Source organism: Nocardioides sp. L-11A, from assembly GCA_029961745.1.
GTDB lineage: Bacteria > Actinomycetota > Actinomycetes > Propionibacteriales > Nocardioidaceae > Nocardioides.
Genome location: CP124680.1, coordinates 430,637 through 452,764, shown reverse-complemented (window position 1 = coordinate 452,764; position 22,128 = coordinate 430,637). Strand labels below are relative to the sequence as shown.

At 72.3% G+C, this 22,128-nt stretch carries 17 protein-coding genes; 4 read left to right on the top strand and 13 right to left on the bottom strand.

From position 1 onward, the window contains the following. Positions 1–69: 69 nt before the first annotated feature. From QJ852_02080 to QJ852_02035, 10 genes are all read right to left on the bottom strand, one after another. Positions 70–1,218, bottom strand: coding sequence for a zinc-binding dehydrogenase (locus QJ852_02080; protein WGX97232.1), 1,149 nt, complete (start codon positions 1,216–1,218; stop codon positions 70–72). A gap of 162 nt (positions 1,219–1,380) precedes the next feature. Continuing rightward, positions 1,381–3,960: a LuxR C-terminal-related transcriptional regulator gene (locus QJ852_02075; protein WGX97231.1), complete on the bottom strand. Its 2,580-nt coding sequence runs from the start codon at positions 3,958–3,960 to the stop codon at positions 1,381–1,383. 144 nt (positions 3,961–4,104) lie between these two features. Beyond that, positions 4,105–8,019, bottom strand: a complete 3,915-nt coding sequence (locus tag QJ852_02070; protein ID WGX97230.1) for a sortase — start codon at positions 8,017–8,019, stop codon at positions 4,105–4,107. Between the two features lie 195 nt (positions 8,020–8,214). Further along, the gene (locus QJ852_02065; protein ID WGX97229.1) at positions 8,215–8,745 is read right to left on the bottom strand and encodes a hypothetical protein; all 531 of its coding nucleotides are present in this window, start codon (positions 8,743–8,745) and stop codon (positions 8,215–8,217) included. Then, entirely contained in the window at positions 8,742–8,942 is a 201-nt protein-coding gene (locus QJ852_02060; protein WGX97228.1) for a hypothetical protein, read from the bottom strand. Before QJ852_02060 ends, QJ852_02065 begins: the two co-directional genes overlap by 4 nt. 64 nt (positions 8,943–9,006) lie before the next feature. Next, positions 9,007–10,728, bottom strand: a complete 1,722-nt coding sequence (locus QJ852_02055) for a sodium:proton antiporter (protein WGX97227.1) — start codon at positions 10,726–10,728, stop codon at positions 9,007–9,009. 36 nt (positions 10,729–10,764) lie between these two features. After that, positions 10,765–11,415, bottom strand: a complete 651-nt coding sequence (locus QJ852_02050; protein WGX97226.1) for a GTP pyrophosphokinase family protein — start codon at positions 11,413–11,415, stop codon at positions 10,765–10,767. 72 nt (positions 11,416–11,487) lie between these two features. Next, a complete protein-coding gene (locus QJ852_02045; GenBank protein WGX97225.1) occupies positions 11,488–13,032 on the bottom strand; it encodes a S8 family serine peptidase in 1,545 nt (514 codons plus the stop codon). A gap of 152 nt (positions 13,033–13,184) precedes the next feature. Continuing rightward, on the bottom strand, positions 13,185–13,616 hold the full coding sequence (locus QJ852_02040) for an SRPBCC family protein (GenBank protein WGX97224.1): 432 nt from the start codon (positions 13,614–13,616) through the stop codon (positions 13,185–13,187). 28 nt (positions 13,617–13,644) lie between these two features. Continuing rightward, on the bottom strand, positions 13,645–14,340 hold the full coding sequence (locus QJ852_02035) for a helix-turn-helix domain-containing protein (GenBank protein ID WGX97223.1): 696 nt from the start codon (positions 14,338–14,340) through the stop codon (positions 13,645–13,647). Between the two features lie 50 nt (positions 14,341–14,390). Between QJ852_02035 and QJ852_02030 the strand changes: the two genes are divergently transcribed. The 3 genes from QJ852_02030 to QJ852_02020 all read left to right on the top strand — a co-directional run bounded on the left by QJ852_02030 (position 14,391) and on the right by QJ852_02020 (position 18,152). Beyond that, positions 14,391–15,986, top strand: a complete 1,596-nt coding sequence (locus QJ852_02030) for an acyl-CoA carboxylase subunit beta (protein WGX97222.1) — start codon at positions 14,391–14,393, stop codon at positions 15,984–15,986. A gap of 109 nt (positions 15,987–16,095) precedes the next feature. Beyond that, entirely contained in the window at positions 16,096–16,350 is a 255-nt protein-coding gene (locus tag QJ852_02025) for an acyl-CoA carboxylase subunit epsilon (GenBank protein WGX97221.1), read from the top strand. Positions 16,351–16,376: 26 nt separating this feature from the next. Next, the gene (locus tag QJ852_02020; GenBank protein ID WGX97220.1) at positions 16,377–18,152 is read left to right on the top strand and encodes a biotin carboxylase N-terminal domain-containing protein; all 1,776 of its coding nucleotides are present in this window, start codon (positions 16,377–16,379) and stop codon (positions 18,150–18,152) included. Between the two features lie 42 nt (positions 18,153–18,194). Here the strand turns inward: QJ852_02020 and QJ852_02015 are convergent, their stop codons facing one another. Continuing rightward, positions 18,195–19,484, bottom strand: coding sequence for an MFS transporter (locus tag QJ852_02015; GenBank protein WGX97219.1), 1,290 nt, complete (start codon positions 19,482–19,484; stop codon positions 18,195–18,197). Positions 19,485–19,529: 45 nt separating this feature from the next. Between QJ852_02015 and QJ852_02010 the strand changes: the two genes are divergently transcribed. Next, positions 19,530–20,018: a helix-turn-helix domain-containing protein gene (locus tag QJ852_02010; GenBank protein ID WGX97218.1), complete on the top strand. Its 489-nt coding sequence runs from the start codon at positions 19,530–19,532 to the stop codon at positions 20,016–20,018. Positions 20,019–20,021: 3 nt separating this feature from the next. Here QJ852_02010 and QJ852_02005 read toward each other — a convergent pair whose 3' ends face one another. Then, positions 20,022–20,792: an SDR family oxidoreductase gene (locus QJ852_02005; protein WGX97217.1), complete on the bottom strand. Its 771-nt coding sequence runs from the start codon at positions 20,790–20,792 to the stop codon at positions 20,022–20,024. Beyond that, positions 20,789–22,009 carry an acetyl-CoA C-acetyltransferase gene (locus tag QJ852_02000; GenBank protein ID WGX97216.1) on the bottom strand — a complete coding sequence of 407 codons (1,221 nt, stop codon included), beginning with the start codon at positions 22,007–22,009 and terminating at the stop codon, positions 20,789–20,791. Before QJ852_02000 ends, QJ852_02005 begins: the two co-directional genes overlap by 4 nt. Between the last annotated feature and the right edge of the window lie 119 nt (positions 22,010–22,128).

The following is a 22,128-nucleotide window of genomic DNA, read 5'->3' as shown; positions in this document are numbered from 1 at the left end:
CATCCTCACCGTTGAGATCGGCAACTCAACGGCGAGAAAGCGGCAACTCAACAACGAGGATGGGGCAACTCAACGAGCGGGGTGGACCAGGATCTTCGCGTGCCGCTCGGGGTCGCCGAGGTCCTCGAACGCCCCGGCCACGCCGTCCAGCGCGACGACACCCGTGACGAGGGGGCGGACGTCGACCTTGCCGGAGGCGATCCACTGCAGCGTCTGGTGGAACTCGCTGGGGTCGTAGGCGAAGGCGAAGCGCAGATCGATCTCCTTGTTGATCGCCATCGACGGGCGGAAGGAGTCCTGCCCCATGCACACGCCGACGACCACCACGCGCGAGAGCAGCGGCGCATGGGCGACGACGTGCTCGATCATGCCGGGGATGCCGACGCACTCGAAGACGACCGGTCCGCGCGGGGTGGCGCCGGCCTTCTCGGCCGCGCGCATGAGATGCGCCCACGGCAGGAGGGGTACGGCGCGCAGCCTGTCCATCGCGTCGATGCCGAGGTCGGCCAGTGCGATCGCCTCGGTGAGATAGCGCTTCGACGAGGCGAAGGACGCCCACGGCGAGTCCGTGGCCGGATCGACGACGACGTCGGCGCCCATCCGCTCGGCCAGGGCCCGTCGGCCCGCGGAGAGGTCGCTGGCGATCACGTGGCGGACCCCGGTGGCCTTGAGCATGGCGATCACCGCGAGCCCGATCGGGCCGCACCCGATCACCACCGCGGTGTCGCGCGCCCCCACCTCGCCGCGGCGTACGGCATGCAGGGCGACCGCCATCGGCTCGGTGAGCGCGGCGGCGTCGGCATCGAGGCCGTCGGGGACGCGCAGGGTCATCGACGGGACGGCGAGCACCTGCTCGGCGTACCCGCCCGAGGCCAACGGGCTGAGCCCCGTGAGATGGGTTGACCCGCCGGCGCGCAGCACCGGCAGCGCGACGACCCGGGTGCCGATCGGGAACGCCTTGCGGGTGCGCGGGCCGTAGTCGGCGACGGTGCCGACGAACTCGTGGCCCATCACGACCCGGTCAGCAGAGCGCATGAAGTGGTCGTAGCCGAGCTCCGCCGCGTCGGCGGCGGTCTCGTCGCAGTGCACCCGGGCGTGCAGGTCCGATCCGCAGATCCCGCACCGCTCCACGTCGATGAGGACCTGACCCTGCTGGGGCGTCAGGTCGGGCAGGTCCTCGACGGTGAGCTCGGACTGGTGGCACACGACGGCACGCATGCGGCCATCATGCCGCCCCGGACCCGACAACCGACGCGGCCCGGGAGAATCTCGCCCGGGCCGCGCACTGGGGGGATGGGCCCCTTCCGGAGGCCCGGACCCGATTCTGCGGTGTTCGTCCGGTGGCCCGCCATCCCGGGCGAGGTCATCTCACCCAACAGTTCACCCGGCGCCGTCGTCGCCGAGCAGGCCCAGCCGGATCCCGCGCTCCAGGGCGCCCTCACGGGTGTTGACCCCCCACTTGCGGTAGATGCTGCGCATGTGCGACTTCACCGTCTCCGGGGACAGGTGCAGCGCGGCGGCGAGGTCGCTGCGCCGGGGATGGTCGATCGACGCGCGCAGCACCGCGAGCTCCTGGGCGGTCAGCGGGCTGACCGCGACCCCCGGGTCGATGGTGCCGATCACGTCGACGTCGAGATAGCTGGTCGCCGCGGCCCGTCCGGTGTGGCGGGCGAGGTCGCGCAGCGCCTCGAGATCCTTGGCCGGGACGTGCAGCAGATGGGCCCTGACCCCGTGCTCGGCGTGCAGCGACGCGGCGCGGTCGAGCAGCGCCCCGGCGGCGTCGGGATGACCGGACCGCAGGGCGGCGGCGGCGCCGAGCGTGGCGAGACCGGCGCGGGACCGGATGCTGTGGCCGGGGAGCGACTCCAGACGAGGTACGACGTGCAGCGCGCCGGCCGCATCGCCGCCGGTGAGCCGGCTCAGCACCTGCGCGGGCGCGACCTGGCCGGACCAGCGGGTCGGGCGGCGCAGCAGCTCGGCCGCCTCGCGGGTGCGGCCCTCGGAGAGCCAGGCGATCGCGAGCAGGCCGTGCAGGGCGGTGGTGCCGAAGTTCTCGCCGACGCCGGGCGGAGCGGGCCAGGTCTGCAGGGCATCGGCGATCCGCTGGGCCTCGGGGCCGGACTCCCCCAGCCCGAGCCGCGCCTGGAGCAGGGTCCAGGTGAGGAACGGCCAGAACTCGGCGGTGTGGACGAAGGACTCACAGTCGTCGTACTCGGCGAGGGCGCCGGCGAAGTCGAACTCGTCGAGGCGCAGCATCGCGTTGCCGATCCGGCCCAGCGCGTTGACGAAGGTGTGTGCGTGGTCGCGGGGCCAGGCGCGCGGGTCGACCAGGCGCGCCGTGTGGGCCGCCTCGCGGGACCGGCCGTCGATGGCAGAGAGCCCGACGCCGTAGACGACGGTGTAGTTGCGCGACCAGGGGCGGGTGGCGGTGGTGATCGCGCGGGCGACCACCTCATGTGCGCGCTCCAGCTCGCCCACCTGGAAGAAGGAGTAGCCCAGCTGGCGCAGGCCGATCGCCCGGAGCTCGACGAGCCGGCCGTCGTCGCCGATGTCGATGTCGTCGTAGAAGTCGAGGGCCGCCTGTGCCGCCGGGCCGGCTTCGAGGAAGCGACCGACGTAGCGCAGGCAGGCGGACTTCGCGACCCGCTGGAAGAACGCCGACGGCCGGTCGAGCGAGCGCCAGTCGGCCGGGGTCTGCTCGGCCGTGCGGACGAGGTACTCGACGGCCGCACCCCGGGTGGCCGGGTTGCTCAGCAGGGCCAGCCCACGGGCGAAGGCCAGCGACGGGTGCTGGGCCAGCGCCGCCCGGGGGATCCGGCTCAGCTGGAGGTCGAGGTGGTCGGTCGTGTAGCTCTCCGGCGCACTGAGCAGCACGCTGCGGAAGATCCGCCCGGCCAGCTCGTACCGACCGGCATCCACGGCCAGCTCCAGCGCCTGCTCGTGCTCGTCGTTGTCGTGCAGCCAGGTGGCCGCGATGCCCGCGCTGCGGCGGTATCGGTCGGAGTCGTTGACCCGCAGGTCGCCGCGGACGGCCTCGCGCAGCGAGTCGACGTACTGGAAGACGGGACGGTCGGCGAGATAGGGCACCCACCGCCCGAACCCGCTCCACTCCAGCTGCTCCACGACCGGGGCGGCGTCCTCGAGGCCGGTGAGCGCCTGGGCCAGCTCGAGGTCGAAGTACGGCGCCGCGGCGGTGTCACGGACGAAGGCGGACAGTGCCGGGTCGTGCATCTGCGAGCTCAGGTCCTGCGCGACGATCGCGCGCCACTCGGCCGAGCCGCGCGTCGGCGGCTGCGGTCGCGATCGCAGGGCGAGGCCCGCCGCGCGGATCGCGAGCGGATAGCCGCGGGTGTCGTGGTGGACGTCCCCGGCGACCGCCGCCAGCTCACGGGGCAGATCCTCGGCGAACAGCTGGGTGGTCTCCTCGGAGGTGAAGCCGAGGTCCTGCTCGCCGATCAGCCGGACCGCGTCGCGCACCTGGTGCACCGGGTCGGCCAGGCTCGTCCCCGCCCGCGTGGTGAGGACGAAACGCAGCTGGGGCAGCTCGGCGGTCAGGCGCAGGATGTCGCCGTCGACCTGTGCGGTGGCGTCGCGCAGGTGCTCGTAGGCGTCCACGATCACGGTCACGGGCCGCCCGCCGACGAGGAGGTCGCGGAGGACGGGGACCGGGTCCGCCTGCGCGTCGACGTCGTCCGCGACGACGACGGCCCGTTCGGCGGACAGGTGCCCGAGGCGACGGCCCGCGGCGATGACGGCGGTCCAGAAGGCGCGGTCGGACTCCACCTCCGCGCTGAGCGCCACCCAGACCAGCCGCTCCTCGGGCGGACGTGGGCCCGCCGCCCACTGCCGGACGAGCGTGGTCTTGCCGTAGCCGGACGGCGCCTGCAGCACGGTGACCGGCGCCGGGTCGACCTCCAGCAGGTCGAGCAGGCGGGGTCGGAGGATCGCACCGGCACGCACGGTCAGCACCTCGGGGGGACAGGGGTGGCGGCTCGGGGGGAAGCCGCCCTGCCCGCATCGTGCCGCAGCGGGACGGCCGGAGGGGCACCGGGGTGGCCGGCGGCATCGCTGCCGGCACCCCGGTGCCCCGTGCTCATCGGAGGATCATCCGATCGGGGTCGCGACCACCACGAGGTTCTTCGTGTAGTGGAAGCGGCCGTTGGCGTAGCTCACCTTGCCGGTGCAGGTCACCAGCGTGAGCTGGTGCTCACCGGTGGTGGAGACCTCCGCACCGGAGAAGCCCTTCTTCCGCGGCTGGGTGTAGACGCGGTCGATCCGGTACTTCTGCACGGTGCCGTCGCTCGCCCGCACGGTCACGACCTGACCCTTCTTGGCCTTGCGCAGCTTGCCGAAGGCGCCCGGTCGGTCCGAGCGGTCCGAGACGTGCCCGGCGATCACGGTCGAGCCGACCAGGTCGCCCGGCAGGGCCGACTGCCCCAGCCAGCCGCCCTTGGCGACCTTGCCCGGGATGACCATCGAGCCCTTGCGCAGGCCGACGGTGTCGAGCTTGGCCTTCATCCCGAGCGCCTTGATCGACACCTTGCTCGGGCGGACCTTGCGGCCCTGCACCGAGGTGTCGGTGCCGGCGTACCCGGTCTCGATCCGCACCTTGCCGTAGTCGGCCCGGTGCACCAGCGTGGTCTCCGACGGCAGGCCGCAGGCGTGGGTGGCCGCGAGGTTGCGGCGGTCCGCGCCCGTGGAGACGACCCAGGTGTAGTAGCCCGGCTCGGACACCTTCACCGACGGGGTGTCGACGGTGCCGTTGACCGGGGTGAAGGCGACCGTGCCCACCAGGTTCTCCGGCGTGCACATCGCGTCGGAGGGGGCGGCCACCGGACCGTACAGCTGGGCCGTGCCCTGGGTGCCGCCGCCGGGGACCAGACCCGTGACGGTGACCGCGTCGTGCAGCGCGACCGGCTTGGGCTGGCCGTTCTTGCCCACCTTCAGCGCGACCTTCTTCTCGGCGCTGGTCAGGATCGACGGGGCACCGAGCGGACCGGTCGCGGTGTTCACCGTGTTGGACGACGACGTGACCGGCGGCGGTGTGACGCCTCCGCGGGTCGGGCCGGTCGACTCGACGGACGCGGTGTTCTCGATCTTCCCGGCCTTCACGTCGGCCGCCGTGACGGTGTACGTCGCGGTGAAGTCCGTCGACGCGCCCGGTGCCAGCGAGGGCACGGAGGCCGGGCTGATGGTGCCGAGCCCCGGGAGCGGGTCCTCGACCGACACGTCGAAGGCGGTGGCCTTGCCGTGGTTGGTCGCGGTGAAGGTGTAGGTGATGACGTCGCCGTCGTCGGCCTTGCCCAGCGGCACCTCGTCGGTGGTGATCGCCGTCGACTTCACGACCTGCACGTCCGGATCGGCGGGCGCGATGTCGGTCGTCACCGAGGTTCCCGGTCCCGGCGGCGAGACCACGGGCTCACCGTCCGGATCGGTTCCCTCGGCGGTCGCGGCGTTGACGATCTGGCCGCCGTTGTCGACATCGGCCTGGGTGACCGTGTACGTCGCGGTGAAGACGGCGTCGTCGTCGGGCGCGAGCGTCGGGACGTTGGCCGGGGTGACCGGCGAGAGTCCTGCCAGCGGGTCGGTCACCGTGACGTCGGTGACCGGGACGTCGCCGGTGTTGGTCACCGTGATCGTGTAGGTGATCACGTCACCGGCATCGGCCTGGCCGATGGTGCCGGCGTCGGTGGTCAGCGCCGCGGTCTTGCTGAGCTCCAGGCGCGGCGTGCTCGGGCAACCGGTGACCATCTGGGGAAGACCCCAACCGTTGATCGTGCCTCCGGCGAGCGCGACACCAGCCGCGTCGAAGCCGGCGTCGGCCGGGTCCGTCGCGTCGGGACTCTCGATCACGCCGAGCACCGCGGCGCCCCGGTTGACGACGTACATGCGGCCGTCGGGGCCGCGCTTCACCTGTCCACCGTTCGAGTGGTACTGGCCGAAGTCGTACTCGCTCGCCTTCACCGCCGCACCGTCTGCGGCACCGTCGATCCGGTAGCGGAACAGGTGGGCCCCGCCGAAGATCCGCGTGGCGTAGACGTAGTCACCCGCGGGGGAGAAGTCGGCCGAGTACATGTTGCCGCCCAGCCCGGTCGGGGTGGACCACTCGTAGCGCTGTGCGAACTGCCCCGTGGCAGCGTCGAAGTCCATCAGCCGGATCCGCGAGGCACCTGCGGCGTTGCCGGTCGTGAGCAGGACCGTGGACAGGTCGGGGCTCAGGTTGAGCGTGCCGTACTGGTTGTAGTTCGGCGTCGGCATGACGCTGATCACCGACTCGCCCGCGGCGAGGGGCCCGGCGCCGTCGGGGTCGGCCGGACCGTCACCGTCGAACAGGTAGGCACGGACGTTCGGCGAGGATGCCTGCGCGGTCACGACCCAGAACCCGTCGCCGGTGGCGTTCGGGATCGCGGTCAGCTGCTCCGACGCACCGTTGGCCGGAGCGAGGTCCACGTTCTTGACCGCCGTGACGTCGCCCAGGCCGCCGTCGAGCGCCATGTCGACCACCGAGTAGCTCAGGTGGCCCGTGCCACCGACCTCGGAGGCGCCGGTGGTGGCGACCACGAAGTAGGTGCCGGGATCGCTGGTCGACGGGAAGGCCGCGACGGTCTGCGTCGCCGACGAGTTGCCGGTCAGGCCGGCGCCGTTCGGCATCACCTGGTGGAACTTGTTGAGCACCTTGACGCCGTCGGACCAGAACAGCAGCTGGCCCGACGAGTCCGTGACGACCGTGGTGCCCTCGACCGCGTTGACCCCGGTGGCCGGAGTCACCGACGGGGCCGCGGTACCGGACGCGCCGAAGTCGAGGCCGGCACCGTTGCCGAAGTACCACCACCGCTGGGTCGCGCGGGCGTCAGCCGGGTCGCAGGCGATCTCCGGCAGGCCACGCGGACCGACGGTCAGCGTGCTCGGGCCCGGCGGGTTGAGACCGCTCAGGTCGGCGATATTGGCGGGACCGTTCGCGAACGTCGCACCGACGGCGGCACCCGGGGTGACGACGTCGACCGAGAGGGTGCAGGAGACCTGGTTGGTCGAGAGATCGCCCTCGACGGCGATGCTGGTGTCACCACTCGCACCGCCGGACGTGATCGCGCCGTTGGCGCAGTCCGTGGTGAACCGCGGAGTCGGCGCGATCTCCATGCCGGCCGGCAGGTTGTCGGTGAACGACCAGCCCTCCTTCGCCGCCAGCTCCGAGGTGTTGGTCACGGTGAAGGTCAGCGTGCTCGGGAACCCGGCCGGCACGCTCGTCGGCGAGAACGCCTTGTCCAGCTGCGGCGTCGCGTCGCTGACGACGATGTCGTCGTAGGCGTGGTCGTTGCCGGAGGCGCTGCCCTGCTCGTTGCGGAGCACGATGCCCAGCTCGGTGCCGCTGAACAGGATGCCGTCGGAGGTCACCGTGCGGGCGCCGTTCGGGCACGGGTCGAGAGCGCTCGCCCCGACCGGGATCTCGGTGACGCCGTTGTCCAGGTAGAACCGCAGCAACGGGTGCGCCGCGTGGCAGTTGATCACCGAGGTGTTGGCGGAGAAGGTGAGGAAGCGGTTGGTCGCGTTGTAGGCGATCGGCTGGTCGGTGCGGAACTCGACCAGGTTCGGGCCGGGGTCACCTCCTCCTGTGAAGGCGGCCGCCGCGTGGTTCGACTCCGGCGGGACCGAGGCGTTGACGGAGCCGATCGTCGTGGCGAGGTTCCGCAGCTGGGCGTAGCTGCCGGTGTTGCCGACGGCCTGCTGATCGGCGTCGCTCGACGTGCCGTCGAGGACGAAGCCGTTCTGCTGGGCGGGGTTGGCCCATGCGCCCTCGGCGGAGTAGGTCTCGCCGTTCGCGCCGACGTAGTCGGCGAGCCGCACGACCTCGCCGTCGGCCATGTCGTTCTCGAAGTCCTCGTGGAAGATCACGACGGGATCGGAGGGGACGCCCGGGTCACCGGGCGCGGCGGCGGCCGGCGGAGCCAGCGCGACCGTGGGTACGACGGCCGCCGCGCCGGCGACGAGCGCCAGCGAGAGACCGGGGAGGAGTTTCCTCAAGGTGGGGGGACCTTTCCGAGTCGGTGCAGGACGGCAGGCCACGGCACACGTCCCGAGGGGAGGGTGGAGCGGCCCGGCACCACGGTTACCGACCCGGCGCTCCGGGGGATACGGCATCAACCCCGATCTCCCCCGACATCTCACCCCGCGGCGAGCCGGCGTTCAGCCGGGTGAACCGCGACCCTCCGCGAGGGTTCAGCCGGGTGAACCCCGGCGGTGCCGGGTCGCGATGCCGCTGCCGGTGACCAGCAAGCCGAGTCCGGCGAGGACCACCACCAGGTGCGGGCCACCGGTGTCCGGCAGCGCACCGCCGCCCTCCGCCCGGGCGCCGGGGGCACCGACCGCGACGTCGGCCCGGTCGCTGCAGCCGAGGACATCGGCGGCGTCGGGCGTGAACCGCGCCCGGGCGACGTACCGGCCGTGGGGCAGGCGCGGCCCCTCCAGGACGAGCTCCTCGCCGGTGTGACGCCCCGTGCTCCGCCACAGCGTGCGGCGCGTGCCCCTCGCCCGGACCTCGACGGCGACCGTGCCGGCGGTCGACAGGGAACCGGGCGCGCTCACCCGGACCCGGACGACCACCCGGTCGCCCGCGACCGTCGCGGGTACGGCGACCCGGCACTGCGCGGGGACCGCCGGCGCGTAGGGACCGGCGTGTGCGGCGTCCGGCACGAGGAGCACCGCGAGTCCGAGCAGGGCGGTCGCCAGCAGGCCACGCACCGCCCTCACCGGGCACCGGCCTGCCGCGACAGGCTCTCGCCCAGACCGGCGAGGACACCGCACAGATGGGTCAGGATCTCGATCTCGGGCTCGTCCGCCAACCGGTCACGGGCCTCGTCGATCTCCCGACGCAGGCGCGCCAGCCGGTGCTCGACGAGCGCGTCGAACTCCGTGGTGCGCCGGACGACCGGGAGCCTGGTGTGCATGGGAGGGATTGTGAGCACGGCCGCGCCCGTCGCGGGAGCGCCGCGGCGGTTGTCACCCCGGATGTCACCCGGTCGCCGAGCCGAGCCGCTGCTCCTCGCGGTCGAGGATCGCCTCCACCTGCTTGTAGGTCTCGGTGCTGAACGCGCCGACCGAGCGCTCCCGCAGCAGCCCGTCGCGCAGCGCGTCGACGTAGCGGCGCTGGATGATGAACACCTGCTCCCGCTGCCCGGGCCGGCTCGCCACGCCGCGGCGTACCCCCGCCAGGAGCATCGGTAGGAAGCGCTCCTTGAGCACCTCCACCACCTCGGGGTCGAGCGGCTCGCCGTCGATGCGCTGCTCGTCGAGCGGGCCGAGGGCGTCCGTCGCGTCCTCGCCGATCTGGCGCATCAGGGTGAGCACGTCGTCGCGCCGGTCGGCGGGGTCGTCGGTCGGGAACCGCATCCGGCGGATCAGTGCCGGGAGGGTCAGCCCGAACAGGGCCAGCGACACCATCGCGACCAGGCAGGCGACCAGGACGACGGTGTTGCGGTGCGGGGTCTCGCTGGGGATCGTCTGCGCCGCGGCCAGCGTGACGACACCGCGCATGCCCGCCCAGGCCAGGACGAGATAGCCGCGCGCGGTGATCGGCTCCCTCTCCTCGAAGGCCACGTCGGCGCTGGCGCGCGCGATCCGCCGACGGGCCCACCGCAGCCGGTTCTCCTCCCGGTCGTCCTTCGGCTCCCAGGTGGAGACATGCTGCTCGATCTGGTCCAGCCGCTCCCGGGCCCGGGCGCGGCGGTCGCCGGGCCCGTACCGGCCGACCAGCGCCGGCCAGGCCAGGCCCGCGAAGCGGAGCGCGACCAGCAGAGCGAGGACCAGGCTCACCATGCCGACGACCTGACCCGCACTCGTCTCCACGCGGGCGTCGTCGACGAGGGCGGGCAGCTGGTAGCCGAGAGCGAGGAAGACCCCGCTCTCGAGGATGAAGTTGATCGTCGCCCAGGTCGTGGTCTGGGTCTGCCGGTCCCGGGCGCTGAACCGCTTCGCGCCCGTCGCCCCGGTGACCAGGCCGGCCACGACCACGGCCAGCACCCCGGAGGCGTGCACCTCCTCGGCCGGCACATAGGCCAGGAAAGGGGTGATGAACGAGATCGTGGTGTTGAGCACCGGGTCGTCGAGACGCTGGCGCACCACGACCGTCGCCCATGCCACCAGCCAGCCGACCAGGCCGGCGCCGACCACCGCCCAGGCGAAGCCGCCCACCGTGCCGCCGATGCTGAAGGCGCTGCTGGTGCCGACCACGGCGATCGCCGTCCGCAGCACCACCAGTGCGGACGCGTCGTTGACCAGGCTCTCCCCCTCGAGCACCGTCATCAGCCGCGGCGGCAGTCCGATCCGGCGCCCCACCGCGGTCGCGGCGACGGCATCCGTCGGGCTGACCACCGCGCCCAGCGCGATGCCGAGCGCCAGCGGGATCGTGGGGAACACCGCATGGACGACCAGCCCGATGCACAGGGCCGACACGATCACCATCACGACCGACAGCCAGGTGATGAGCGAGAGGTTGCGGCGCAGGTCCAGCACGGGCAGCTGGACGGCCGACGCGTACAGCAGCGGCGGCAGCACCCCGGCGAGGATCAGCTCGGGGTCGACCTCCAGGATCGGCGTACCGGGGACCAGGCTCGCGGCGATGCCGAGGGCGACGAGGAGCAGCGGCGCCGCGACGCCGGTACGCCGCGCGAAGGCCGCCGCCGCGATGCTGATGCCGAGGCCCGCGCCGGCGATGACGACGAACTCGTGGCTCACCCGGTCGAGCCTAGGCGGCGGCTCCCCGGGTGGGGGTCAGCCGTGCACGATCCGGTGCAGCTCGGCCATCCGGGTGTCGAGGTCGTGGGCGACCCGGGCGGCGGCGGACAGCTCCTCGACCAGCTCGCCGGGGACGTCCTTGTCGTACTTGTAGTAGATCTTGTGCTCGACGCTGGCCCAGAAGTCCATCGCGACGGTGCGGATCTGCAGCTCGACCGGCACGGTGCGGGCGGTCTCGGAGAGGAACACCGGGATCTCGACGATGGCGTGCAGGCTGCGGTAGCCGTTGGGCTTGGGGTTCGCGACGTAGTCCTTGATGGCGCGCACGGTGACATCGGGCTGCGTGGTCAGCATGTCGAGCACCTGGTACGCGTCGGCGATGAAGCTGCAGACGATCCGGACACCGGCGATGTCGAGGATCTGCTCGCCGATCGCGTCCAGGTCGAGCGGGCAGCCGATCCGCGTCGCCTTGACCCGCAGGCTCTCCGGCGACTTGAGCCGCGAGCTCACGTGCTCGATCGGGTTCCCGGTGCCGCGGAAGGCCAGCTCCTCGCGCAGGATGTTGATCTTGGTGAGGATCTCGTCGAGGCCGAACTTGTAGTTCATCAGGAACGGGACCAGCGACCGGTCGAACGCGGACGGGTCCTCGGCGGACTCCTCGCCCGGCGGCACGCTGGTCGTGGTCACGCATCGAGTCTGCCAAGTGACCGGTGACCGCCCGCAGGCGGCCACCGGTCGACCCGGGTCCCCGGTCCCGGGTCAGCTCACGGCGTCGAGGGCGTCGACCACGCCGTCGCCGTAGTAGCTGTTCTCGGCATCGGTGCCGACGCACGGCGCACCGGCCGTCGTCGTACCGCAGGGGTGGTCGTCGGCCTGGGCACGCAGCCGGGCGACCAGCTGCGCGGGCGTCCAACCGGGGTGCACCGACTTCATGAGGGCCAGCACGCCGGCCACGTGCGGCGAGGCCATCGAGGTGCCGTTCTTGAGGCCGTAGCCGTTGTTGTTCACGATGGTCGACAGGATCGCCGAGCCGGGGGCGGCGACGTCGATGACGCCCAGGCCGCGGTTGCTGAAGCCGGAGAGCCGGTTCTCCATCGTGTCCGCCGGGAACCGCTGCAGCGAGGACACCGTCACGACGCCGGGCAGCTCGGTCGGGATGTCGTGGCAGCCGTTGTTGATCGTGCGCTGGACCGGGACCTCGGCATCGTCGGGGCTGCCGTTGTCGACCGTCTTGTTCGCCAGGTCGTACGCCGAGTTGCCGGCCGCCGCGACGTGCGCGACGCCCTCACCGGTGGACCAGGCGACCGCGCGGCGCACCGCCTCCTTGGCGGCGTACTGGTCGGGCTGGTCCTCGCAGTAGAACTCGAACGGGTCGACGTAGTAGCTGTTGTTGGTGACGTCCATGCCGTGGCTGCCGGCCCAGACGAACCCGCACACGGCGTACTCGGGATAGATGAAGCCGGCGTCGTTGACGACCTTGACCGAGGCCATCCGCACGCCCGGCGCGACGCCGACGATGCCGGTGCCGTTGCGGGCCGCGCCGATGGTGCCGGCGACGTGCGTGCCGTGGTCGCTGGTGGTCGGGTACCAGCCGGTCGGCGAGGTGTCGGGGCGGCCGGCGTCGCTGCAGTTGACCGAGGCGGCGACGTCGATGTTCGCGGCGAGGTCCGGGTGGTCGGGGTCGATACCGGAGTCGAGCACGCCGACCACGACGTCCCGGGAGCCGTCGGTGATCGCATGGGCCTGGTCGGCCTTGATCATCCGCATGTCCCACTGCTCCGCCTCGCGCGGGTCGGGGACGACGGCGAGCGTGGTCTCGGACCCGACGTCGCCCTCCGTCCGGGGCGCGGCCGTGCGGTCCTGGCCGCGGCCCGGCCCCCAGGGCGCCTGGACGCCGTCGGGCGTGCCCTCGCTGACGGGGACGGAGCGGGTCGCGCCGACCGACTCGAGCGCGTTGCCGGCGTACGCCCTCACCTCGGCGCGGAAGGCCGCGCGGTCGCTGTGGGCGACCACGACGCCGATCTGCGGCCAGGTCTGGACGACGACACCACCGGCCCGGACGACGGCGCGCTCGACCAGGCGGGTCTGGCCGGGGTTCGCCTTCCGTGCGTTGAGCAGGTAGGCCGAGACGACCCCGTCGGGCGTGCTGATCGGCACCGGGGTGGACGACGGGACGTCGGCCGCGACGTCGCCCGGCGCGGCGAGGGCGCCGGATCCGGTCGCGGACAGGCCGGCCAGGGTGAGGCCGGCCGCGACCGCGACCGCGACGCTGGCGGCACGGAGCCGCCGGTTGAGCTGAGGCATGGGTGAACCCCTTCCGAGAGTGGAGGCGCAGATGTGCGCCGGGCCACATCCTGTCCCCTCGGAGGGCGCTTTGGCGAGAGATACCGCGGCGAAATTTCGCCCTTCCCGGAAGTACTCCTCCCAACAGCCCGGCCGACGGGGTGCCCGCGACCTCAGAGGAGGAGCAGCCGCTCCTCGAGCCGTTCGGCGACCTTCGTGGCGAGCAGCTCCAGGCCGCCCTTCACCAACGGGGAGGCGAGCCTGGCCATGCCGTGCGGGTTGATCTCCGACCGGTAGGTCACCGTGGTGAGCCCGTCGTCCTCGGCGAACCGCAGGGTGTCGTGGAGGTCGACACCGGACCCCGAGCCGGTGAGTTCGAACAGTTCATGGGGGACGCAGACGACGACCTCGTAGTCCACCTCGGTCTCGTGCCCGAGGAAGGTGGAGACGTTGCGGTATGTCGTACCGACGCCGCCGTCGCCGCTGGTGCGCACCGTGGTGACGGTCGGCGGGTCCCATTCCTCAGTGGTGGTGAAGTCGGTCAGGTAGTCCCAGACCTTCTCGACGGGACGGGGGACGAAGACGACGCGCTCGACGCTCGGCATGGCGCGGTGGTACCCCGGGGCCGCCTGCTCAGCCGGTCGGGTCGCCGTCGCGCAGCTGCTCGGCGAGCGCTGCGAGGTCCTGGTCGGTGCGGACGACCAGGATCGCCCCGGGAGCGGGGGCCGCGACCGCCGGCGGCACCGGCGCGAAGAGCGCGTTGACCTGGGCCATCGCCTCGTCGATCTCGACGTGCGGATCCTCGCACTCCCCGCGCAGCCACCGGCGCAGCACGTGGTTGTGGGAGGCGACGACGGCGGCGGCCATCAGCTCGGCGCGGCGCTCGGACTCCTCCGAGCCGTCGCCCCAAGCACTGATGTACTGCCGGAACAGCTGCTGGTAGCGGGCGCCGCTGATCAGCTCCCGCTCCCGCAGGGCGGGCACCGTCGAGGTCAGCCGGTAGCGCCGCCGGGCGTGCGGCCCCTCGGCGATGTAGTGGAACAACACCACCCGGACGGCGTCGGAGACGGCGAGGATGGCGCTCTTCTCGGTCGAGGCGGCCAGTCGCTCCTCGACCGCGGCCAGGATCGCGTCGTGGTCGGGGAAGATCACCATCTCCTTCGACCCGAACAGCCGGAAGAAGGAGCTGCGGCTCACGCCCGCGGCGGTGGCGATGTCGTCGACGCTGGTCTCGTCGTACCCGTTCTCGGCGAAGAGGCGGAAGGCGGCGTCGACGATCGCCGCGACGGCGCTCCTCCCGCGGCGGTCGTCCTCGCGCTGTTGCGTCACGCCCCACCCCCACTTGTGAACTCCAGTGTCAATGGATGATACTCAGTTTCATGACGGAGATCGACCTGCACACGACGGCGGGCAAGCTGGCGGACTTCGACCGCCGCACCGACGAGGCCGTGCACGCTCCCGCCGCCAAGGCGCAGGAGAAGCAGCACGCCAAGGGCCGCAAGACCGCCCGCGAGCGCATCGAGCTGCTCTTCGACGAGGGCAGCTTCGTCGAGCTCGACGAGTTCGCGCGCCACCGCTCGACCGCCTTCGGCCTCGAGAAGAACCGTCCGTACGGCGACGGCGTGATCACCGGCTACGGCACCGTCGACGGCCGCCAGGTCTGCGTGTTCTCGCAGGACTTCACCGTCTTCGGCGGCTCGCTCGGCGAGGTCTACGGCGAGAAGATCACCAAGGTCATGGACCTCGCGATCAAGTCCGGCTGCCCCATCATCGGCATCAACGAGGGCGCCGGCGCCCGCATCCAGGAGGGCGTCGTCTCGCTCGGCCTGTACGGCGAGATCTTCAAGCGCAATGTGCACGCCTCCGGCGTGATCCCGCAGATCTCGATGATCATGGGCAACTGCGCGGGCGGCCACGTCTACTCCCCCGCGGTCACCGACTTCACGATCATGGTCGACCAGACCTCGGCGATGTTCATCACCGGTCCCGACGTCATCAAGACGGTCACCGGCGAGGACGTCTCGATGGAGGAGCTCGGCGGCGCCCGCGCCCACAACACCAAGTCGGGCAACGCCCACTACATGGCCTCCGACGAGGAGGACGCCTTCGAGTACGTCAAGGCGCTGCTGGCCTTCCTGCCGCAGAACAACCTCGACGAGGCACCGTCGTACGACGAGGCGGCCGATCTCGAGCCGACGCCTGCGGACCTGGCCCTCGACACGCTGATCCCGGACTCCCCGAACCAGCCCTACGACATGCACGACGTCATCGCCACGATCGTCGACGACGGCGACTTCCTCGAGGTGCAGCCGCTGTTCGCGCCGAACATCATCGTCGGCTACGGCCGGGTCGAGGGCCGCTCGGTCGGCGTCGTGGCCAACCAGCCGATGCAGTTCGCCGGCACGCTCGACATCGACGCCTCGGAGAAGGCCGCCCGGTTCGTCCGCTTCTGCGACGCCTTCAACATCCCGGTGCTGACCTTCGTCGACGTCCCCGGCTTCCTGCCCGGCGTCGACCAGGAGCACCTCGGCATCATCCGCCGCGGCGCGAAGCTGATCTACGCCTACGCCGAGGCCACCGTCCCGCTGGTCACGATCATCACCCGCAAGGCCTACGGCGGCGCGTACGACGTCATGGGCTCCAAGCACCTCGGCGCCGACATCAACCTGTCGTGGCCGACCGGCCAGATCGCGGTGATGGGCGCCCAGGGCGCGGCCAACATCGTGCACCGGCGCACGCTCAACGACCTGGCCGCCGGCGGCGCCTCCGCCGATCAGGTGGAGGCCAAGCGGGCCGAGCTGATCGACGAGTACGAGACGACGCTGGCCAACCCCTATATCGCGGCCGAGCGCGGCTACGTCGACGGCGTGATCAAGCCGTCGGAGACCCGCGCCGAGGTGGTCAAGGCACTGCGCCTGCTGCGCAACAAGCGCGAGACGCTGCCGCCCAAGAAGCACGGGAACATCCCGCTGTGACCGCCGACCCGTCGCATCTGAACGCCTGAGAAGCGCCGACCCGTCGCGTTCAAACGCGCCGGGTCAATGCTCAGACCAACCGAAGCCGAACCAACACAGGGAGGACGGCATGACCGAGGAGCTCACCGACGCGGCGAGCCGGGCGGAGTCTTCGCCGCCGCTGTTGCGCGTCGTCACCCCCGGCACCACGCCGGAGGAGGTCGCCGCGATCGTGGCGGTCCTCTCCGCGATGGGCGGTGGCGCTCCGGCGCCCGAGGCACCACGCTCGGAGTGGACCAACCCGGCCCGCCGCCTGCGTCGTACCGCCAGCTCCCACCCGAACCCCGGACGCGGCGCGTGGCGCGCCAGCGCCCTGCCCCGCTGACTCAGCCGCAACTGGAAGGCCACACCATGAGTTTGAAGAAGGTCCTGATCGCCAACCGCGGCGAGATCGCCGTGCGGGTCATCCGCGCCGCCAAGGACGCCGGGATCGGGTCGGTCGCCGTGTACGCCGAGCCGGATGCGAACGCGCTGTTCGTGCGCCTGGCCGACGAGGCCTACTCCCTGGGCGGTGCCACGCCGGCGGAGACCTACCTCGACATCGCCAAGATCATCGACGTCGCGAAGCAGTCCGGCGCCGACTCGGTGCACCCGGGCTACGGCTTCCTCGCCGAGAACGCCGCGTTCGCGCAGGCCGTGCTCGACGCCGGGCTGATCTGGATCGGCCCCTCCCCCGAGGCGATCGACGGGCTGGGCGACAAGGCGAAGGCCAAGCAGATCGCCCTCGCTGCCGGCGCCCCGCTGGCCCCCGGCCTCAAGGACCCGGTCGAGTCGGCCGACGAGATCACCGCGTTCGCGAAGGAGCACGGCCTCCCGGTCGCCATCAAGGCGGTCTTCGGCGGCGGCGGCCGCGGGCTCAAGGTCGCGCGCACCCTCGAGGAGATCCCCGAGCTCTACGAGTCCGCCACCCGGGAGGCGATCAGCGCCTTCGGCCGCGGCGAGTGCCTGGTCGAGAAGTTCCTCGACAAGCCGCGCCACGTCGAGACCCAGTGCCTGGCCGACTCCCACGGCAACGTCGTGGTCGTCTCCACCCGCGACTGCTCCCTGCAGCGCCGCCATCAGAAGCTGGTCGAGGAGGCGCCCGCGCCGTTCCTCACCGACGAGCAGAACACCCGCCTCTACGAGTCGTCGAAGGCGATCCTGCGCGAGGCGGGCTATGTCGGCGCCGGCACCTGCGAGTTCCTCGTGGCCGCCGACGGCACCATCTCCTTCCTCGAGGTCAACACGCGCCTCCAGGTGGAGCACTGTGTGTCCGAGGAGGTCACCGGCATCGACCTGGTCCGCGAGATGTTCCGGATCGCCGCGGGCGAGGAGCTCGGGTACGACGACCCGGAGATCCGCGGCCACTCGATCGAGTACCGCATCAACGCCGAGGACGGCGGCAACAACTTCATGCCCGCCCCCGGCACCCTCACCGCGTGGAACCCGCCGCAGGGCCCCGGCGTCCGCGTCGACGGCGGCTACGAGGTCGGCGAGACCGTCCCCGGCGCCTTCGACTCGCTGATCGCCAAGCTGATCATCACCGGGTCCAGCCGCACGCAGGCGATCGAGCGCTCGCGTCGGGCGCTGTCGGAGTTCGAGGTCGACGGCATGCCGACCGCGATCACCTTCCACGAGGTGATCGTCGACGACCCGGCCTGGGTCGGCGCGTCCAACCCGTCGGGCGAGGGCTCGTTCGACGTCTACACGACGTGGATCGAGACCGACTTCGACAACCAGATCACGCCGTACGGCGGCGCGGCCGGTGAGGCCGAGGAAGCCGGTGAGAAGCAGAAGGTCGTCGTCGAGGTCGGCGGCAAGCGGATCGAGGTCGTCCTCCCGGCCGGTCTCGGTGGGCTCTCCGTCGGCGGTGGCGGTGGCGCCAAGAAGCCCAAGCGGGCGGCCGGCAAGAAGGCCGGCGCCGCGGCGTCCGGCGACTCGGTCACCTCGCCGATGCAGGGCACGATCGTCAAGGTCGCCGTCGAGGAGTGCCAGGCCGTCGAGGAGGGCGACGTCATCATCGTCCTCGAGGCGATGAAGATGGAGCAGCCGCTCAAGGCCCACAAGGCCGGCACCGTCACCGGCCTCTCCGCCGAGGTCGGTGCCACCATCGGCAACGGCGAGGTCGTCTGCGAGCTCAAGGACTGACCCGGCGCATCTGAACGCCTGAGAAGCACCGACCCGTCGCGTTCAAACGCGACGGGTCGGTGCAATTCGGGGGCCGGGCCGCGCGGGCATCAGGGACAGCACGGCGGCGACGGCGCACAGGGCCGCGCCGCCCCACCAGGCCCACGTGTAGGCCCCGAGGGTGTCGCGGATGACGCCCGCGCCGAACGCGGCGACGGCCGCGCCGAGCTGGTGGGAGGCGAAGACCCAGCCGAAGACGATGGTCCCGCGCTCGCCGAACGCCTCGCGGCACAGCGCGACCGTGGGCGGCACGGTGGCCACCCAGTCGAGGCCGTAGATCACGATGAACAGCACCATGCTCGGGTGGACGGCGTCCGCGAGCAGACTGGGCAGCAGAAGCAGGCCGAGGCCGCGGAAGAGGTAGTAGGCGACGAGCAGCGCGCGCGGGTCGAAGCGGTCGGTGAGCCAGCCGGACGCGACGGTGCCGACGATGTCGAAGACACCGACCACGGCGAGCAGGCCGGCGGCCGTCGTGGCCGACATCCCGTGGTCGTGGGCCGAGGGGATGAAGTGGATGCCGATCAGGCCGTTCGTCGTGGCCCCGCAGATCGCGAAGGCCCCGGCGAGCGCCCAGAACGCGCGGGTCCGCGCGGCGTACCCCAGACCCTCGAGCGCGCGGCGGGTGGCACTGCCGGTGACGGGAGGCGGCGGCGTCCAGGACGCGTCCGCGCCGTACGGCAGGACGCCGCGCTCGGCGGGGTGATCGCGCAGCACCACCCACACCACCGGTACGACGGCCAGTGCCGCCGCCGCGATGACGAGCGATGCCGGGCGCCAGCCCGCGCCGTCGGCCAGCGCCGCGACGATCGGCAGGAAGATCAACTGGCCGGTCGCGGAGCCCGCGGTCAGCACGCCCATCACCAGTCCGCGGCGCTGCTCGAACCACCGCTGGGCGATCGTCGCGGCGAAGACGAGCGCCATCGAGCCGGTGCCGAGGCCGATCAGCACGCCCCAGCTGACGAGCAGCTGCCAGGACGCCGTCATCAGCACGCTGCTGCCCGCGCCGAGCGCGACCAGGGTGAGCGCCGCGGCGACCACGCGCCGGATGCCGAACCGGTCCATCAGCGCGGCCGCGAACGGCGCGGTGAGCCCGAACAGGACCAGGTTGATGCTCACCGCCAGCGACATCACGCTCGTCGACCAGCCGAACTCGTCGTGCAGCGGCACCATCAGCGCGCCCGGCGCGGCCCGGAAGCCGGCGGCGCCGATGAGGGCGAGGAAGGCCACCGCGGCCACGGCCCACGCGGGGTGCAGGCCGCGACGCGTGGTGGGTCGGGCGGTCGTCGACGTCATCGAGCAGGCTTTCTTGAGCGAAGTCAGACCGGTACGCTAGCACGCATGGCCCTGCGCTCCGACTGGTCGGCCGACTACTGCCCCGTCCGCCGCTCCCTCGACGTGCTCGGCGACCCGTGGCTGCTGCTGATCGTGCGCGACGTGCTGCACGGCAGCGGCCGGTTCGAGCAGCTGCGCGACAACCTCGGCATCTCCGAGGCGGTGCTCAGCCGCCGGCTCCGGGCGATGCGCGAGGCCGGCCTGCTCGACACCGTCGACTACGTCCGCGACGGCCGCACCCGGCAGCGATACGTCGCCACCGAGGCCGCCGCCGACCTGCTCCCCCTGCTCCACCAGCTCGCGATCTGGGGCGAGAAGCACACCCGCGAGCCGGACGGCGGCGGCCACATGACCCTGCGCCACGAGCCCTGCGGCCAGGAGACGACCCGGGCCGAGACCTGCAGCGCCTGCGGGGAGCACCTGGCGCCCGAGGACATGACCTGGGTCAAGCCCTGGCGCGGGGCCGAGCACCGGCTGCGCGGCGCCGGCGCGTGAGCCTCACACACCGCCGCCGAGGGTCAGGCCGCCGTCGACGACCAGCGCCTGGCCGGTGACCCAGCCGGCGTCGTCGGAGCCGAGATAGGCGACGGCGGCCGCGATGTCCTCCGGCTCACCGATGCGCCCCAGCGGGTACGCCGCCGCCACGTCCTCCTCGCGCCCGTCGTAGAGCGGCGTGGCGAACCGGGTCCGGACGACGGCGGGCGCGACCGCGTTGACCCGGACCCGCGGCCCGAGCTCGGCGGCGAGCTGCTGGGTGAGGTGCAGCAGCGCGGCCTTGCTGGCGCCGTAGAAGCCGATCCCCTCGGCCGGACGCACGCCCGCCACCGAGGCGACGTTGACGACCGCGCCGCAGCGCTCGGCGAAGCTGGTCTCCCAGGCCTGGCGGGCCCAGCCCAGCGCACCCCAGAGGTTGACGTCGAGGATCCGGCGCGCGGCGCGCTCGTCGACCTCGAGGAGCGGCCCGTAGACCGGGTTCACGCCGGTGTTGTTGACCAGCACGTCGACCGGCCCCCAGCGCCGCGCGGTCTCCTCGAACGCGCGCTGCTGGTGCTCGGGGTCGTCGGCGGAGCCGGCCACGGCGAGCGCGACCTCCGGCCCGCCGAGGGCGTCGACGGCCTCGGCGAGCGGGCCCTCCTTGCGGGCGGTGATGCAGACGTGGGCACCCTCCTCGACCAGGCGGTGGGCGATCGCCAGCCCGATGCCGCGGCTGGCGCCGGTCACCAGGACGGTGCGGCCGTCGTACCTCCGACCGTGGCGGGCGGCGGTCACGACAGCCGCTCCAGGATCATCGCCATGCCCTGGCCGCCGCCGACGCACATCGTCTCGAGACCGAACTGCTGGTCGCGGGACTGCAGGCCGTTGATCAGGGTCGACGTGATCCGCGCACCGGTCATCCCGAAGGGGTGGCCCAGCGCGATCGCGCCGCCGTGGACGTTGAGGCGGTCCTCGTCGATGCCCAGCTCCCGCGCCGACGGGATGACCTGCGCGGCAAAGGCCTCGTTGATCTCGACGAGGTCGATGTCGCCGATGCTCATGCCGGCCAGGGCCAGCGCCCGGCGGCTCGCCTCGACCGGCCCGAGGCCCATGATCTCCGGCGACAGCCCGGAGACGCCGGTCGCCACGATGCGGGCGAGCGGGGTCAGGCCCAGCTCCGCGGCCTTGGTGTCACTCATGACGACCAGCGCCGCGGCGCCGTCGTTGAGGGGGCAGCAGTTGGCGGCGGTGACGGTGCCGTCGGGGCGGAAGACCGGCTTGAGCTGCTCGACCCCCTCGATCGTCGTACCGGGGCGGGGGCCGTCGTCGGTGCGGACGACCTGGCCGTCGGGCAGGGTCACCGGGGTGATCTCGCGCTCGAAGAAGCCGTCGGCGATGGCGGCCTCGGCGCGCTGGTGGCTGCGGACGCCGAACTCGTCCTGCTCCCGGCGGGTGACACCCGCGAGCTGGGCGACGTTCTCGGCGGTCTGGCCCATCGTGATGTAGAGGTCCGGCAGCGCACCGGTGTCGCGCGGGTCGGTCCAGCGCTCGGCCCCCTCGGCGCTCCGGGCGGCGGTGCGGGCCTCGGCCTCGGCGAAGAAGGGGTTGTGGGTCCCGGGGTTCTCATCGGCCATGCCGTGGCCGAACCGGCTCACGGTCTCGACGCCGGCGGAGATGAACACGTGTCCCTCCCCGGACCGGATGGCGTGCAGCGCCATCCGGGTGGTCTGCAGGCTCGAGGAGCAGTACCGGTTGACGGTGACGCCCGGCAGGTGATCCATCCCGGCCAGGATGCCGACGGCGCGGCCCAGGTTGTAGCCGCCCTCGCCCGCCGGCTGGGCGGTGCCGAGCATCAGGTCGTCGACGTCGCGCGGGTCGAGCGCCGGGACCTTCGCCAGTGCGGCGCGGACCATCTGCGCGGCCAGGTCGTCGGGGCGCAGGTCGCGCAGTGAGCCCTTGCCCGCGCGGCCGATCGGGGAGCGGGCGGTGGAGACGATGACGGCTTCGGGCATGGCGGGGTCCTCCGGGTCGCGGTTCAGAATTCGACCACTGGGTCGTATTTTCGACTAAGCGGTCGCTCACGTATTGTCAGCACGGGCGATCCCTCCCGTCAAGGCGCGCGGAGGAACCC

Coding starts and splice junctions, on each gene's coding strand:
- QJ852_02080 (WGX97232.1), bottom strand. CDS start 1,218: ATGCGTGCCGTCGTGTGCCACCAGTCCGAGCTCACCGTCGAGGACCTG.
- QJ852_02030 (WGX97222.1), top strand. CDS start 14,391: ATGACGGAGATCGACCTGCACACGACGGCGGGCAAGCTGGCGGACTTC.
- QJ852_02060 (WGX97228.1), bottom strand. CDS start 8,942: ATGCACACCAGGCTCCCGGTCGTCCGGCGCACCACGGAGTTCGACGCG.
- QJ852_02040 (WGX97224.1), bottom strand. CDS start 13,616: ATGCCGAGCGTCGAGCGCGTCGTCTTCGTCCCCCGTCCCGTCGAGAAG.
- QJ852_02045 (WGX97225.1), bottom strand. CDS start 13,032: ATGCCTCAGCTCAACCGGCGGCTCCGTGCCGCCAGCGTCGCGGTCGCG.
- QJ852_02025 (WGX97221.1), top strand. CDS start 16,096: ATGACCGAGGAGCTCACCGACGCGGCGAGCCGGGCGGAGTCTTCGCCG.
- QJ852_02020 (WGX97220.1), top strand. CDS start 16,377: ATGAGTTTGAAGAAGGTCCTGATCGCCAACCGCGGCGAGATCGCCGTG.
- QJ852_02010 (WGX97218.1), top strand. CDS start 19,530: ATGGCCCTGCGCTCCGACTGGTCGGCCGACTACTGCCCCGTCCGCCGC.
- QJ852_02015 (WGX97219.1), bottom strand. CDS start 19,484: ATGACGTCGACGACCGCCCGACCCACCACGCGTCGCGGCCTGCACCCC.
- QJ852_02000 (WGX97216.1), bottom strand. CDS start 22,009: ATGCCCGAAGCCGTCATCGTCTCCACCGCCCGCTCCCCGATCGGCCGC.